The organism is Mesorhizobium sp. M1143 (assembly GCF_040318435.1).
Classification (GTDB): Bacteria; Pseudomonadota; Alphaproteobacteria; order Rhizobiales; family Rhizobiaceae; genus Mesorhizobium.
This window is the reverse complement of sequence record NZ_JAMYMJ010000033.1, coordinates 34198-48393: the sequence shown is the minus strand read 5'-3', so window position 1 is coordinate 48393 and position 14196 is coordinate 34198. Positions and strand designations below refer to the sequence as shown.

Here is a 14196-nt window from a genome sequence, read left to right as displayed (position 1 = left end):
TTTGGCCGCAAGGCGAGCCGATCAAAGCGCTGACGTAGCAATGCGGGCCTGGCAAGGCAACATTTAAATCCACCCGATGGAAAAATGTAGTTGACGCCGGCCGGCCCGCTGTCGTTCAAAGTATGCAGGCCTGGAGGAGCAATGCCGTGACGCAGACCCGGACCATCATGTGCTTTGGCGATTCCAATACCTATGGCGCCATTCCCACCCTGGCCCGGGTCGGACGGCACCGCTTCACGCCCGACCGGCGCTGGCCGGGCATCATGCGCCGCCAGCTCGGCAGCGGATGGGATGTGATCGAAGAAGGGCAGGGCGGGCGCACCACCGTGCACGACGATCCGATCGAAGGTCTCCACAAGAACGGGCTCAAATCGCTCCCGGTGTGCCTGGAAACGCATATGCCGCTCGACCTCGTCATCCTTATGCTCGGCACCAACGATCTCAAGCATAGGTTCTCGGTAACGCCGAATGATGTCGCTGATTCTATTGAGATCTTGGCCAGAATTGTGCTGCGCAGCGAAGCTGGCCCCGCAGGCGTGGCGCCCGCGGTCCTGATTGTTGCGCCGCCGCCGATGCTGGAGGTCGACTGGTTCGGCCAGATGTTCCTGGGCGGCGCTTCAAAGTCGATGCACTTTGCCGGCTTGTTCCGTGATGCCGCCCGGCGCGCCGGCGCCGCGTTCTTCAACGCCGGCGATGTCGTCGAGTCGAGCGCGGTAGACGGCATTCACCTCGACAGCGACGCGCATCGCGTGCTCGGCACGGAATTGGCCAAAGTCGTCCAGTCGCTGATCGGCAAGGCGTGATCGCGTGGGCGAGTCACCCGACTATCTCTGATTAATTAATTCCACTGGAAAAAGTTTTGACTTGCGAGCGGGAAGGTGGGTATCTGGGGAGACTGGGAAGAGTAGCGACCGCGAGGCTTGCGATGCGCGGCAACAATCAACGACAGGGAGGAAGTGAAATGCGATCTGACAGGAACATGATGCTGGCGACGCTGCTCGGCGTTGCCGGTGTGCTCGCGGGCGGTACCATTCTGGCAGGCGCGCAGGACGGCCCGGCCGGGCTCACCAAGCCGGCGGTATTTGCGCCGTTCGATCCGAAGGCGCCGGCCTGCAGCCCACCGCCCGGCCTGAACAAGGTGCTGGCCTTCGCGCAGGATAACGAGCGTGAATTCATGCAGGGCGTCGACCGCGGCCTGGCCGCCGCCGCCAAGGATCGCGGGCTGGGATATCGCCGCGCGCTTGCCAACAATGACGCCGCCAAGGGGGTCGAGCAGGTGCAATTGTTTCTCGCCTCCAAGATCGGCGGTCTGGTGGCGGCGCCTGTGGACCCGGCCTCCATGAGCCGCAGCCTGCAGGAGCTTATCTGGTCGGGCGCCTATGTCGGCACCATCGTGCCGCCGCCAGCCACGTCGCTGCTCAATGCGCCGCAATACGAGACCGGCAAGGTGCTGGCCGAAGCGGCCGCAGCCTACATAAAGGACAAGCTCGGCGGCAAGGCCAATGTCGTCATCCTGTCCCATGACAGCATGGAATTCCTGGCGCCGCGCTTTGCCGCCATGCGCGACATCTTCAAGGCCATGCCTGATGTCACCATCGTCGCCGACATCTCACCCAATCCCGTCAACAAGGAAGGCGGCTTTGCCACGATGAGCACCATTCTCCAGGCCCATCCCGACGTCGATGTCGTGCTCGGCGCCGACACGGTCGTGCTCGGCGCGCTGGCTGCCCTGGAAGCGGCGGGCAAGGCGCGGCCGGACCAGTTCCTTGGCGGCATCGACGGCGAACCGGAGGCAGTCGCCGCGATCAAGAAAGGCGGCGGTCCCTACAAGGCAAGCATCAGCCTGGCGTCGCCAGTCTTCGCTTATGCCATGGGCCAGCACGCGGCCGACTGGCTGGAGGGCAAGAGCATCCCGCAGGCGATGGATATCCTGCCCGTGGCGCTGACCAGCGACTACATGGCCCAGTACGAGGCCGATGTCGCCGACCCGGCCGCGGTCTACAAGGACCCGAAGCGCCGCGATATCTATCTCAGGATGTACGGCAACATCTGCTACGATACGCGCGACCAGTATGTGAATTTCCCCTGGTCATCCGAGGCAAAGTAGCGCCTGTTTTTCCCGCGCGATACGGGCGGTTCAGCCTGACCTGAAACCGCCCGCTTCAGTGAGAGGCAAGCATGAGCACAGACAGCCTTCGAACGGGGACGACACCGCTGCAAACGGGCCGGTTTTCATCCTTGCTGCCGGGCGTCAAGGCGCCGGGCGAAGCGTCTGGCCGCATCGGGCTGGCGCTGGTCGCGCTGGGCTTGATCATCGCCTTCTCGCTGTTGAACAAATCGTTCTTCAGCCTCGACAATTTCGTCGTCATCGGCGTCAACTCGACCTCGATCCTGATCGCCGTGCTCGGCACCTCCGCGCTGCTGATCGCCGGCTATGTCGACCTCTCCATCGGCAGCATGGTCGCCTTGATCGGCATCATCACTGCCAAGGTTGCGGTGGCGACGCAGAGCGCGCCGCTGGCAATCTGCGTCGGCCTGGGTCTCGGCCTTTTGCTCGGTCTGCTCAACGGTCTGCTGGTGCGCAGGCTGAGCATCTCGCCGTTGATCGTCACGCTGGCGATGCTGGCGCTCTATGGCGGCCTTGCCTTCGTCGTCTCCAGCACCGCGGTCTATGGTTTTCCCGAGGCTCTGCTCGAATTGGGGCGGGGCAAGATCTTCGGCATCCAGTACACCGTGATCATCGCCGCATCTGTCTTTGTCATCGGAGCCTTTATCTTGACCAGCACGGTCACCGGCTTGAGGCTCTACGCCATAGGCGGCGACCCGCGCGCAGCCGAACTCTGCGGCATTCCGGTGGGGCGCACGGTGGTTGGCCTCTACGCCGCCAATGGCTTGCTGATCGGCCTGGTCTCGGTTCTGATCGCCGGTCGTCTCGGCAGCATCACGCCGACCATCGGCGTTCGCTTCGAGCTCGACGTGCTCACCGCCGCGATCCTTGGCGGCGTCGCTTTTTCCGGCGGCTCCGGCCGGCCGCTCGGCATCGCCATCGGCGTTGCCACCATCGGCATCCTCAATGCAGGACTGATCTTCGTCGGCCTGCAATCATGGTGGCAATCCATTTCGGTGGGAAGCATGCTGTTGCTGGCGTTGGTGGCCGACCAGGCTGCGATCGGTTTTCGCGGCCGGCGCGCTCGGGCCGCCGCGACCAACTTCACGGTGGCGGACAATGGTGCCGTCGCCTCGGCCGGCCCTGCCGTGACGGAGGGCAATGGAGAGGCCCCGCAAGGTCCGGCATTCTCGATTGCCGGCGCCCGCAAATCCTACGGCGCGCTGACGGCATTGGAAGAGGCGAGTTTCACGGTCGGCAAAGGCGAGATCGTCTGTCTGCTCGGCGACAATGGCGCCGGCAAGTCGACGCTGGTGAAGATTATTTCGGGCGCCATCCAGCCCGATGCCGGCGCGATGACCCTCGAGGGCCAGCCGATTTCCTTCAGGAGCCCGCAGGATGCACGCGGCGCCGGCCTGGAGACCGTCTATCAGGATTTGGCGCTCTGCCCGAACCTCAGCGTCGCCCACAATATGATCCTCGGGCGTGAGGAAACGCGGCGTTGGCTCGGTGTCTTCCCGGTTCGCGACGACCGAAAGGCCGCCGAGCAGTGTCGTGCCCGGCTTGCCGCGCTGGGCGTCACGCTTCGCGACGAAAACGTTCTGGTGCGCTCGCTGTCGGGCGGCCAGCGGCAGTCCATCGCCATTGCCCGCGCGCTTGCCGATCACGTCAAGCTGATCTGCCTCGACGAGCCTACCGCCGCGCTCGGCGTCAAGCAGACCGCGCAGGTAGTCAAGCTGATCCGTTCGATCGCCGCCAGCGGCACCGGCGTCATCCTGGTCACGCACGACCTGTCGACGGTCAGGGCGCTGGCCGACAGGATCGTCGTGCTCAGCCTCGGCAGGGTGGCTTACGACGGCTCGGCCAAACAGCTGACCGCCGATCAGCTCTGGGGCCTGATGGCAAGCGGGACGCTGGCGCCGGCCGCTGGGTAGGAATGCCGATCGCAGGATCTAAAGCTCGAGGCAGACCTTGCCGAAATGCCTTTGCGCTTCGTAGTGCCTGAAGGCGGCGGCGATATCCTGCAGTGGAAAGCTGCTGTCGATGACAGGCTTCAGGCGGTTGACCTCTATCGCACGGATCATGTCCTGCTGGTCGGCTTTGCTGCCGATGGAAATTCCGCTGATGCGGATCTGGTTTGAAAACAGCGCCGGGATTGAAACTTCTGCTGCAAAGCCGGTCAGGACGCCGATGAGTGCGATATGCCCGCCTGTCCGGCAGGCCGCTATCGACTGCGCCAGCGTCGCCGGTCCGCCGACCTCGATCACATGATCGACGCCGCGTCCGTCCGTCAGTTCCCTGGCCCTGCCGCCCCACTGCGGCACCGCCTTGTAGTTGATGACGCTGTCGGCCCCGAGTCGTCTGAGCTTCTCCAGCTTCCCTTCATCGGACGAGGTGGCGATGACCCTTGCGCCGGCGGCCTTGGCAAATTGCAGCGCAAACAATGACACGCTGCCGGTGCCAAGGATCAGCACCGTGTCGCCGGGCTTTACCTTGCCGCATGTCACCAGCCCGCGCCAGGCGGTGACGCCCGTGCAGGTCAGCGTTGCCGCCTCGAGATGCGTATAGCCCGCCGGCGCCCTGGTGAATGCGTGCGCCGGCATGCACACATACTCGCTGGCGAAGCCGTCGAAACTGTCTCCGGGAATGTCGCGGCTTGTATCGGATCTCATGTCGCCGGCCAGCCACCAGGGGTAGAAAACACTGACGACGCTGTCGCCCGGCTTGAACGTGTCGACGCCGTCACCGATCGCGATCACCTCGCCGGCGCCATCCGACAGCGGCACGCGGCCTTCGGCGAGCGGCACCTTGCCTTGTACGGCGAAATCGTCGCGCATGTTCAGCGCGCAGGCGCGAATCCTGACCAGCATTTCTCCCGGCCCAGGCCGGGGCTGATCCACCTCGACCAGGTCGAGCTTGTCCAACCCGCCCGGCGCTCTCAGCCTGACCAGCTTCATAGTCTCTCTCCGACGTAAAGAGCGTTAGCATGGCGGCGGCGGTCCAGCCTATCGCCGGACCGGCCGGCCGGAAATCACGCGCAGCCAAGGCGCCAGATGGACGGCGCTCATCAAGAGATACATCAGCGGCATGCCGGTGAGCGGGGAGGCATCGGCCCCCAGGCACGACATGACGCCGTCGCCAGCGTGAATGCAGGTAAGCAGCGCCATCACGGCGAAAACAGGGGCCGCGGCGAGGCACAGCCAGTCGGCGGTGCGGAGAGAAACTGCATCGGAGCGTTTAGGGACCTCACTGTCGGTCCCTGTGCCGATATCGCTCATGGTCGTAATCCCTTGATGATCAATGCCCGGGTTTCCTGTCCCGTGAGGGACAGGAAACCAAGCTGGATGGGCGCCGCTCCAGGTCCTTACTTGCCGTCCTTGTTGCGGAACGCGGCTTCGCCGGCCGCCGACACTTCCTCCCACGTCTTGTCGGGTGCGGCGTCGTAATTGTCGTGCCAGTTCCACCAGCTGTAGAGCTCGGTCTGCGGATAGCCTTCGGGCGAATCCTCCCAGATTTCCTGGCGGCCGAGCGGCGTTGCGTCGAGGTAGCTCCAGACCGTGCCCATCTGCTCGTCGCCGCGGTTGTTGATGAAGTAGGTGCGATACACTTTCTTGCCGTCCTGGATGAACACGTTGTGGCCGTGCCATTCGTCGACGCCGAAATCCTTGTCGAAACTGTCGGTGATTGTGTACCAGGGCATCTCCCAACCCATCCGCTGCTTCAAGCTGGCAATGTCGGCCTGCGGCGCGCGGGAGGCATAGGCAAGCGTGGTGTTGCGGGCGTTGAGATGGGCGAGATGGCCGACCTGGTCGGCGCCGAGCGAACAGCCGCGGCAGGCATGTTCGGGCCAGCCGTGGACGCCGGGTTCGTAGAAGGCGCGGTAGACGATCAACTGGCGCCGACCCTCGAACAAATCGAGCAGGCTCGCTTTGCCGTTGGGACCTTCAAACACATAGGCCTTGTCTACTTCCATCCATGGCATGCGCCGGCGCTCGGCCGACAGCGCGTCCCTGGCGCGCATCGTTGCCTTTTCCTTCACCAGCATCTTTTCGCGCTCGGCTTCCCATTCTTGCCTTGAAACGACCGGTGGGGTCTTCATTGCCACGTGCTTGGTCATTGCTTGTTTCCTTTGCCAGTTGTTGAGCCGTTGTGGCTTGTCGTTGCCTGTTGATCGTGAGGCAGGCTAGGGCCGCGAGGCGGCGAGGGCGGAGTTACAAATGTGACGGCATTTGCAGGCGGGCCACCGCAGCAGGGGTGGCGAGGCCGCACGGTGGGCTCGAAGTCCTCGGAAGCAGGCATGGTCGGTTTTTCCTTATTGAGAAGCTTAACGCGACTGTCTGAGATGCTCAGGCTAGCGAATGCGAATATTGCCGTCAACGCAGGCCTGGGCGTCTTCAACCAGTCCAGATGGCTAGGTCGCCGTCCGCGGCTTGCTGCTTGGCGGTGGTGACTTAAGTTAGGGCCGATAAGGGGAGCGGTGGGAGTTACAAATGTGACGGGATTTGCATGGACTCGCTGATCACCGCGGCAGGGCTGGCGCTGGCGGCGGGCAATCCGCTGGCGGCACTCGACCGCGTCGCCTTGCGCGAGGATGCCCCGGCGCTGGCGTTGCGCGGCATTGCCATGGCGCAGCTCGGCGATTTCGATCGCGCCAAAGTACTGTTGCGTAGGGCCGGCCGTGCCTTCGGTCCAAAGGAGGCGGTGGCGCGCGCCAGGTGCGTTGTCGCCGAAGCCGAGATCGCACTTGTTTCGCGTGATCTCGGCTGGCCGTCCAAGGCGCTCGACGCGGCGCGGTCGACATTGGAAAAGCATGGCGACCGGCTGAACGCGGCGCATGCCGGGCATCTCAAAGTGCGCCGCCTGCTGCTGATCGGCCGCCTCGACGAGGCTGAAGACGTGCTGGCTGGGCTCGATCCGTCGCCGCTTCCGCCGGCCTCACGCGCCGCGCATGAACTCGCGGTTGCCGGCATCGCCATGCGGCGCCTGAAGACGAAGGCCGCGCGCGCAGCCCTTGAGTGGGCGCGCCATGCCGCCCGCCGGGCCGGCATTCCGGGTCTCATGGCGGAGGTCGACAGCGCCTTCCTGGCGCTGGAGACGCCGGCGGCGCGGCTGATCGCAGGCGGCGAGGAGCATCCGCTGTTGCTCGAAGAAGTCGAGGCGCTGCAGGCGTCGCGCGCGCTGGTCGTCGATACGTTCCGCTATATCGTGCACAAGCAGGAAACAACGATCTCGCTGGCAACGCGGCCGGTGCTGTTTGCGCTGGCGCGCGCGCTTGCCGAAGCCTGGCCGGCGGATGTGCCGAGGGCGACGCTGATTGCCCGCGCCTTTGGCGGCCGGCATGCCGATGAATCGCATCGCGCCAGGCTGCGGGTCGAGATCGGCCGGCTGCGCGCCGAATTGCGGCCGCTGGCGGGCATCGGCGCGACCAGCCAGGGCTTTGCGCTAAAGCCGCGCGAAGCAGGCTCCGTGGCGGTGCTGGCGCGGCCGATCGAGGAGCGGCACGCCGCGGTGCTGGCCTTCCTGGCCGATGGTGAATCCTGGGCCAGCTCGGCGTTGGCGCTGGCGCTGGGCGCCGGACAGCGCAGCGTACAGCGGGCGCTCGAGCAGTTGGCCGAGACCGGCAAAGTGCAGTCCTTCGGCCACGGCCGGGCGCGGCGCTGGATGACGCCACCGGTCGCTGGTTTCACGACCACCTTGTTACTCCCGTCGCCGCTGCCGAACGGCTAGGAAAGGTGACCATGATCGAGGACCAGGACATGAAACATTCAGCAGCGGAAATCCTGCGCGAATACGGGCCCTTTCCTGATGTCGACACCGTGCACGGCGTGAGCTTCGACGGACAGAATGTCTGGTTTGCGACGGGCGAGCGGCTGACCGCCTTCGATCCGGCAAGCGGCGAGACGCTGCGCTCGATCGATGTCGCGGCACATGCCGGCACCGCCTATGACGGCCGGCATCTGTTCCAGCTCGCCGGGGACCGCATCCAGAAGATCGACCCCGATACCGGCAAGGTGCTCTCCACCATCCCGGCGCCCGGCGGCGGCCGCGATTCCGGCATGACCTGGGCCGAGGGCACGCTCTGGGTGGGGCAGAACCGGGAGCGCAAGATCCACCAGATCGATCCCGAGACCGGGAAAATCCTGCGCACCATCGACTCAAACCGCTTCGTCACCGGAGTGACCTGGGTCGATGGCGAGCTCTGGCACGGCACCTGGGAAGGCGACCAGAGCGATGTCCGGCGCGTCGATCCGCAAACTGGCAAGGTGCTGGAACGGCTCGACATGCCGGCGGGGGTGGGCGTTTCCGGGCTCGAATCCGACGGCGGCGACCGCTTCTTTTGCGGCAGCGGCCCTGGCGGCATGGTGCGATCGGTGCGTCGGCCGAAGTAAGGCCGTCAAGTATTGGGCCGGCAGCGTATTTCCTACGGTCATCCCGCCGAGATCATATCCCGGAGCCGTCGAGCAGCGGGACGTCTTCGCCTTGCCACGGACTTGGCATTGAAGCCCGGCTCAGATTGGCCGTCGGCAGCGGCATCCAGCATTTCAACTCCGGTTCGGGGTATTCGATCACCCGTCCTGGCGACGAATCGGAAGAGCGCCAGCCCTCCGTGCCGAACTGGTCGGCGCGCGACCAGTAAGCGAGGTCGACCTCGGCCGGCCCCTGTTCCGATGGCCTGACCGTGACCAGGATGCGGCTGCCGTCCTTGGGGGCGCTCGCCATGTGCCGCCAGCGATCGGGTTCGTCCATTCTCATGTCCTCCTGCACGTTGCAGGGATAGTCGCCGCGCGCTTGGCAGCGGTCAACCCGAACTTTGCCCAAGCACGAGATCTGTTTAGCACTCCAGCGCCGTCGGCCGAAACAAGATCTGGTTCATGTCGACCTCGTCGGGCTGGCTCACGGCGAACGCCCCCATGGCGAAAGAATCCGGATGCCGGGCCGCAACAGGAAAATCGAAACCGGCATGTGAACGGGCTCACATGCCGCCACTGCAAGGAACGCTATGGGACGTCCGGCCATGACAGGGGTTTCGGATGACACTTGCTGATCTGTCTTTTTATCTTTTCACTATTTTCAATGGCTTGCGGGTGGTGTCCTACCTGCCGCAGATCGTGCGGGTGGCCCGGGACAGGCACGGGGCGTCGGCGATTTCCTACGCGACCTGGCTGTTGTGGACAGGCGCCAACGCCACGACGGGACTCTACGCCCACATCAATCTGAACGATCCCGCTCTGGCGGCGATCAACTGGCTGAACGCCGTATGCTGCGTGCTGGTCATCGCGCTCACCGCCTACAAGCGCCATCGCGCACGGCTTCCGGTTGAGGAAGCCGCAAGCCGGTCGGAAGCGACCGCTCTGATGGTCGACAATGTCTGCTGAAGATCACCGCGGCAGATTGCGCTTTTCGAGGCCGCTCTCAGACATGCACGGTGCCATGCGAAAGCTCGCCCTCGTCGCTTGAGATGAGGAAAGCGGCTGCGAGTAGGCCGACATAGAACAGCCCGACCATGCACACGACATAGATGCCTGGAACCGGGCCGAGCTGCGCCACGCGCGCGGCGTCGAGAAATGACGCGCCCAAGCCTATCGGCGACCCTTCGCGCTGCAGACTGGGCGTCGTGATCTTCAGCACCCACGCCAGCATCAGGATCGTGTACATGAAAATGTAGTTGCGGCGCAGCCGGCGCACCAACGCCGCGCGTTGCGAGATCAGGAAGCGCGGCGAACGCAGGCCTTCGCCGACGATGGCCAGCCAGTTGGAGGCGTAGTCGGGCTGCGGCGAGAAAATCTGCGCGAAATAATAGCGCTCGAACTGGCGCACCCTGGCCCGGTAGACGTCGAAGAAACGATAGCGCCGCGCCTCGATCCATAGCAGCAGCGTGGTCAGCAGCATGGCAAAGAGCAGCACCCCATGATGGGCGCTGGGCGTCGAGAGTGAGACTGAGAGCATGGCGGCGACGACAGTAATCGCCCAGTTGCTGGTACGGTCCAGCCGGTCGCGCCAGCCGGCCATGCGGGCGATTTCGGCGCGGTGGAAATGCGACATGGTGGCCACGAATTCCGATGAGGTGAGCTTCAGCGCGAACGCATCAGAGGCCCGCGGCGCTGCAGCCGCTTCGTCGGTTTTCACGGTCTTGACCTGGGACATCCCTTGCCACGCGCCTCCCAACGCCATGGCCGGCCGAAACGACGCCGGTCATCCCCATCCGCGCAACGCGCAATCGGTTGAAAATGTTCCGTCGCCGGCCCGGGTCTCGGCGGTTTATCCGCAGTCAGATAGGCCCGTTATAAGATTCAGGTAAGGAGGAACCTGCGGCGCGCCAAGGGAGCGTGGCGTGCAACCGATCTCGCCCGCAAACGTTATACCGGGCACGATGAGGGGGTGCATGTCCTTCGTGGTCAACCGGCGCCGGTCGGTCGCGCTTGCCGCGGCAGCCTTCGCATTCATGCCGGCCGCATCGTTGGCAGCCGAAAAGACCGGCATGTCCAGCGAGGGCATTTTCGTTCTCGAAATCCTCCTTCTGCTTCTCGTCGGCCGCGGCATCGGCGAATTGCTGGAGCGTCTCCGCCAGCCGGCGGTGATGGGTCAGCTCATCGGCGGCATCCTGCTCGGGCCATCGCTGCTCGGCTGGCTATTGCCGGAAGCAGAACGCGTGATCTTTTCAGGCGACGCCACCCAAAAGAGCATGATCAGCGCCATCGCACAGCTCGGCGTGTTGATGCTTCTGTTGCTCACCGGGATGGAGACGGATCTGCGGCTGGTGCGCAGGGTCGGCCGTGCGTGCTTTTCCATCTCCGCCGCGGGCGTCGCCGTGCCTTTCGCGCTCGGCTTCACCGCCGCACAGCTCATGCCGGCCTCGCTGCTGGCCGACGGAACCGAGCGCATTGTCGCCGGTCTCTTCCTCGGCACGGCGCTGTCGATCTCCTCGGTCAAGATCGTCGCCATGGTGGTGCGCGAGATGAACTTCATGCGCCGCGATCTCGGTCAGACCATCGTCTCGTCGGCCATCATCGAGGACACGATCGGCTGGGTGATCATCGCCATCACCATCGGCATCGCCACCAAGGGGCGCTTCGAGCTCGGCAGCCTTGCCTTCACCATTGTCGGCGTTGCCGCCTTCATGGGGTTTTCCTTCACGATTGGCCGCCGCATCGTCTTCGACGCCATCCGCTGGACCAACGATACGTTCCGCAGCGAATACGCCGTCGTCACCGTCATTCTCGCCATCATGGGCGCAATGGCGCTGATCACCGATCTGATCGGCGTCCACACCGTGCTTGGCGCCTTCGTCGCCGGCATACTGGTTGGGGAATCGCCGATCCTGTCGCGTCATATCGAAGGGCAATTGCGCGGCGTCATCATGGCGCTGTTCATGCCGGTTTTCTTCGGCGTCGCCGGCCTTTCGGCGGATCTCACCGTGCTTGTCGACCACGAGCTTGCGCTACTCACGGCCGCTTTGGTGCTGATCGCCAGCTTCGGCAAATTCGCCGGCGCCTTCATCGGCGCCGAGCTTGCCGGCATGAGCCGCAAGGAAGGCATCGCCGTCGGTTGCGGCATGAACGCGCGCGGCTCGACCGAAGTCATCGTCGCCTCGATTGGCCTGTCGATCGGCGTTCTGTCGCACGATCTTTTCACCATGATCGTGACCATGGCCGTCATCACCACGCTCGCCATGCCGCCGACCTTGCGTTGGGCACTCGGCCGCTTGCCGATGGGCGAGAACGAGAAGAAGCGTCTGGAGCGCGAGGAGATCGACCAACGCGGCTTCATCGCCAATCTGGAACGACTGCTGGTGGTGACCGATGAGGGCGTTGTCGGCCGCTTTGCTGCTTACCTCGCAGGAGTCGTGGGCGCCGGCAGGCCGACGACGGTGCTGCATGCCCGAGGCGAGGGGGAGGAGGCCGAGCCCGGCACGGATGCGAAGCTCGAGCCGATCGAAAAGGGTGCCGAGGACAGCCGCGAGGCCGCCAGGAGTTCGGACGAGGAGCTGGCCCGCGCGGCGCCTGTCACGCGGCGCCACGAGGCCGAGCTTTCGGCCGAAACGGTTGCCAAGGAGGCGCGCAAAGGCTATGGGCTGCTGCTGATCGGGCTCGGCCGCGCGGTCACGTCGAAAGGTGGGTTTGCCCGCCGCATCAACGAGATCGCCGGCGCCTTCGAGGGCCCGCTATGCCTGGTGCTGAAGGCGCCCGGCGCCGGCCGCCAGATGCCAAGGCTAGGACCTGAAGGCGGGAAGATTCTGGTTCCGGTCAACGGCACCGCGATCGCCCGCCGGGGTGCCGAAATGGCGCTGGCGATTGCAGCGGTCACGGGTGCGCGGGTCAAGATACTTTATGTCGCGCGCGTCGGCCGCGACGAACCGCGCGACACTGTCTCGCATCGCCGCAGGGAGGCGGTGCTGAAGGATACCGTCGCACTAGCCGACCGCTATGGCGTCGAGATCGAGACGGCCATCCGCAGCCGGGCCGCCGCCGCCGATGCCATTGCCCGCCAGGCCGGCAGGGGGGCGGCGCTGATCGTCATGGGCGTGGCGCGGCGCCCTGGCGAGGAACTCTTCTTCGGCGAGACGACCACCGGCGTGCTGCAGCGCTGCCAATGCCCGGTGGTGCTGATCTCGGACGCCAGGCTCAGCCGCGACGACGAGGGCAGAGAAGAGCTGCGCTCGGGAACGGGGACAGGGTGATGAGTATTTCCCCTCGAGGGGAAATTTCGCTCATGCCGCCTGCAGCCTCTCTCGGCCGGGCTGCGGCGGGAAGGCGATGGCGATGCCGGCAGCACCGAGGCCGATCAGCGCCGAGCCGATGAACAGCCAGGAATAGCTGGCATAGGCGTCGAAGATCATGCCGCCGGCGAGCGGGCCGAACGACATGCCGAGGCTGGACAACAGGGTCGCGGCGCCAAGTATCGTGCCGATGATGCGTGGCCCGAAATAGTCGCGCGCCAGAACCGCATAGAGCGGCATGACGCCGCCATATGTGGCGCCGAAGATGATCGCCAGGAGATAGAACTGCTCGAGATTGCCGACGGCGAGATAGGCGGCGATCACCACCGCCTGGATGGCGAGGCCCACGATCAGCACCGGCTTGGCGCCCAGCCTGTCGCCGAGCACGCCGTAGAGCACGCGCCCGCCAAGGCCGGCAAGGCCCTCGACGCTGTAGATCGACACGGCTGCCATCGGCGCCACGCCGCACGACATGGCATAGCTCACCATGTGGAAGATCGGCCCCGAATGCGCCGCGCAACAGGCGAAGAACGTCATGCCCAGCACCAGGAATTGCGGCGAGCGCAACGCCTGGCCGACTGACATGCCGGGGGCCGCGGCAGGTGCGGGCGCGCTGCCATCCGCTGCCGCGACCGCCGCCGACGGCTGGCGCACCAGGAAGACGGCCGGCAGCAACAGCACCCAAGCCATGATCCCGATGTCGAACATGGCGGTACGCCAGTCATAGGCCGTGATCAGCCAGCGCGCGAAGGGCGAAATGGTCATCGGCGCCACGCCCATGCCGGCCGAGACCAGCGACACGGCCAGGCTGCGATGGGTCTCGAACCAGGCGGTGGTCAGCGCGATCATCGGCGCGAAGAAGGCGCTGGCCGCCATCCCGACGATGACGCCATAGCTCAGCTGGAAGACCAGCAGCGATTGGGCTCGGCTCGCCACCACCAGCGACAGGCCGAGCAGCACCGCGCCGGCAAAAACCACCGGGCGGGCGCCGACACGGTCATAGATGGCGCCCCAGGCAAAACCGCCGGCCCCCATCACCAAGAAATTCAGCGTCATGGCGCTGGAAATGCCGGTTCGCGACCAGTTGGTTTCGAGCGCCAGCGGCTCGAGAAAGATCGCCAGCGAAAACATCGCGCCGAGCGCCACACAGGTCATCAGCGCGCCGCACGCGACGATCACCCAACGGTAGGAACTGTTCATGCTCTTCTCCCGAGATCGGTTTCGATGCAGCGCCACTCGCTCCAGCTCCGTTGCGCCGCTTGCGTCCGAAGGACTTGGCGGGATTTCGAATCCGACAATCCGGTTGCATTTTTTATCCGGTCTGCGTGGAAGTCCATCCGGATATGACAAAAGCAGGGGTGTAAGGCTGCCA

The 14196-nt window shown here is 65.0% G+C and carries 13 protein-coding genes; 7 read left to right on the top strand and 6 right to left on the bottom strand.

All coding sequences use genetic code 11. The features are described from left to right. Nucleotides 1-146: 146 nt before the first annotated feature. The 3 genes from NKH35_RS20945 (at nt 147) to NKH35_RS20935 (ending at nt 4041) form a co-directional block, all read left to right on the top strand. Nucleotides 147-803 (top strand): SGNH/GDSL hydrolase family protein, encoded by a 657-nt coding sequence (locus NKH35_RS20945; protein WP_023715137.1) that lies wholly within the window; start codon nt 147-149, stop codon nt 801-803. 158 nt (nt 804-961) lie between these two features. Further along, complete coding sequence (locus NKH35_RS20940; protein WP_032886623.1) at nt 962-2107, top strand: sugar ABC transporter substrate-binding protein; 1146 nt, start codon at nt 962-964, stop codon at nt 2105-2107. 71 nt (nt 2108-2178) lie between these two features. Next, complete coding sequence (locus tag NKH35_RS20935; protein WP_081726142.1) at nt 2179-4041, top strand: ATP-binding cassette domain-containing protein; 1863 nt, start codon at nt 2179-2181, stop codon at nt 4039-4041. 18 nt (nt 4042-4059) lie between these two features. Here NKH35_RS20935 and NKH35_RS20930 read toward each other — a convergent pair whose 3' ends face one another. From NKH35_RS20930 to NKH35_RS20920, 3 genes are all read right to left on the bottom strand, one after another. Continuing rightward, nucleotides 4060-5064, bottom strand: a complete 1005-nt coding sequence (locus tag NKH35_RS20930; protein WP_023672529.1) for a zinc-dependent alcohol dehydrogenase family protein — start codon at nt 5062-5064, stop codon at nt 4060-4062. Nucleotides 5065-5112: 48 nt separating this feature from the next. After that, nucleotides 5113-5385, bottom strand: coding sequence for a hypothetical protein (locus tag NKH35_RS20925; RefSeq protein ID WP_023672530.1), 273 nt, complete (start codon nt 5383-5385; stop codon nt 5113-5115). Nucleotides 5386-5471: 86 nt separating this feature from the next. After that, nucleotides 5472-6224, bottom strand: coding sequence for a DUF899 domain-containing protein (locus NKH35_RS20920; protein ID WP_023695474.1), 753 nt, complete (start codon nt 6222-6224; stop codon nt 5472-5474). A 389-nt stretch (nt 6225-6613) separates the two neighbouring features. Between NKH35_RS20920 and NKH35_RS20915 the strand changes: the two genes are divergently transcribed. Together NKH35_RS20915 and NKH35_RS20910 are read left to right on the top strand one after the other, a co-directional pair. Then, nucleotides 6614-7834, top strand: a complete 1221-nt coding sequence (locus NKH35_RS20915; protein WP_023685490.1) for a hypothetical protein — start codon at nt 6614-6616, stop codon at nt 7832-7834. Between the two features lie 29 nt (nt 7835-7863). Further along, nucleotides 7864-8496 carry a Vgb family protein gene (locus NKH35_RS20910; RefSeq protein ID WP_023730380.1) on the top strand — a complete coding sequence of 211 codons (633 nt, stop codon included), beginning with the start codon at nt 7864-7866 and terminating at the stop codon, nt 8494-8496. A 52-nt stretch (nt 8497-8548) separates the two neighbouring features. Here the strand turns inward: NKH35_RS20910 and NKH35_RS20905 are convergent, their stop codons facing one another. Further along, nucleotides 8549-8854: a hypothetical protein gene (locus tag NKH35_RS20905; RefSeq protein WP_023689804.1), complete on the bottom strand. Its 306-nt coding sequence runs from the start codon at nt 8852-8854 to the stop codon at nt 8549-8551. 284 nt (nt 8855-9138) lie between these two features. On the opposite strand from NKH35_RS20905, the gene NKH35_RS20900 reads away from it, so the two are divergent. Further along, nucleotides 9139-9483 (top strand): PQ-loop domain-containing transporter, encoded by a 345-nt coding sequence (locus NKH35_RS20900; RefSeq protein ID WP_023673886.1) that lies wholly within the window; start codon nt 9139-9141, stop codon nt 9481-9483. A gap of 37 nt (nt 9484-9520) precedes the next feature. On the opposite strand, the gene NKH35_RS20895 is transcribed toward NKH35_RS20900, so the two are convergent. Continuing rightward, entirely contained in the window at nt 9521-10252 is a 732-nt protein-coding gene (locus NKH35_RS20895; protein ID WP_023673885.1) for a DUF2270 domain-containing protein, read from the bottom strand. Between the two features lie 238 nt (nt 10253-10490). Here NKH35_RS20895 and NKH35_RS20890 point away from each other — a divergent pair, with 238 nt between their 5' ends. Next, nucleotides 10491-12785, top strand: a complete 2295-nt coding sequence (locus NKH35_RS20890; protein ID WP_352916196.1) for a cation:proton antiporter domain-containing protein — start codon at nt 10491-10493, stop codon at nt 12783-12785. Nucleotides 12786-12815: 30 nt separating this feature from the next. Here NKH35_RS20890 and NKH35_RS20885 read toward each other — a convergent pair whose 3' ends face one another. Then, nucleotides 12816-14024, bottom strand: coding sequence for an MFS transporter (locus tag NKH35_RS20885; RefSeq protein WP_352916193.1), 1209 nt, complete (start codon nt 14022-14024; stop codon nt 12816-12818). Nucleotides 14025-14196 lie beyond the last annotated feature (172 nt).

Bases quoted from the DNA above. Each gene is read 5' to 3' on its own strand.
- NKH35_RS20940 (WP_032886623.1), top strand. From the start codon at position 962: ATGCGATCTGACAGGAACATGATGCTGGCGACGCTGCTCGGCGTTGCC.
- NKH35_RS20935 (WP_081726142.1), top strand. From the start codon at position 2,179: ATGAGCACAGACAGCCTTCGAACGGGGACGACACCGCTGCAAACGGGC.
- NKH35_RS20930 (WP_023672529.1), bottom strand. From the start codon at position 5,064: ATGAAGCTGGTCAGGCTGAGAGCGCCGGGCGGGTTGGACAAGCTCGAC.
- NKH35_RS20925 (WP_023672530.1), bottom strand. From the start codon at position 5,385: ATGAGCGATATCGGCACAGGGACCGACAGTGAGGTCCCTAAACGCTCC.
- NKH35_RS20920 (WP_023695474.1), bottom strand. From the start codon at position 6,224: ATGACCAAGCACGTGGCAATGAAGACCCCACCGGTCGTTTCAAGGCAA.
- NKH35_RS20915 (WP_023685490.1), top strand. From the start codon at position 6,614: ATGGACTCGCTGATCACCGCGGCAGGGCTGGCGCTGGCGGCGGGCAAT.
- NKH35_RS20910 (WP_023730380.1), top strand. From the start codon at position 7,864: ATGAAACATTCAGCAGCGGAAATCCTGCGCGAATACGGGCCCTTTCCT.
- NKH35_RS20905 (WP_023689804.1), bottom strand. From the start codon at position 8,854: ATGGACGAACCCGATCGCTGGCGGCACATGGCGAGCGCCCCCAAGGAC.
- NKH35_RS20900 (WP_023673886.1), top strand. From the start codon at position 9,139: ATGACACTTGCTGATCTGTCTTTTTATCTTTTCACTATTTTCAATGGC.
- NKH35_RS20895 (WP_023673885.1), bottom strand. From the start codon at position 10,252: ATGTCCCAGGTCAAGACCGTGAAAACCGACGAAGCGGCTGCAGCGCCG.
- NKH35_RS20890 (WP_352916196.1), top strand. From the start codon at position 10,491: ATGTCCTTCGTGGTCAACCGGCGCCGGTCGGTCGCGCTTGCCGCGGCA.
- NKH35_RS20885 (WP_352916193.1), bottom strand. From the start codon at position 14,024: ATGAACAGTTCCTACCGTTGGGTGATCGTCGCGTGCGGCGCGCTGATG.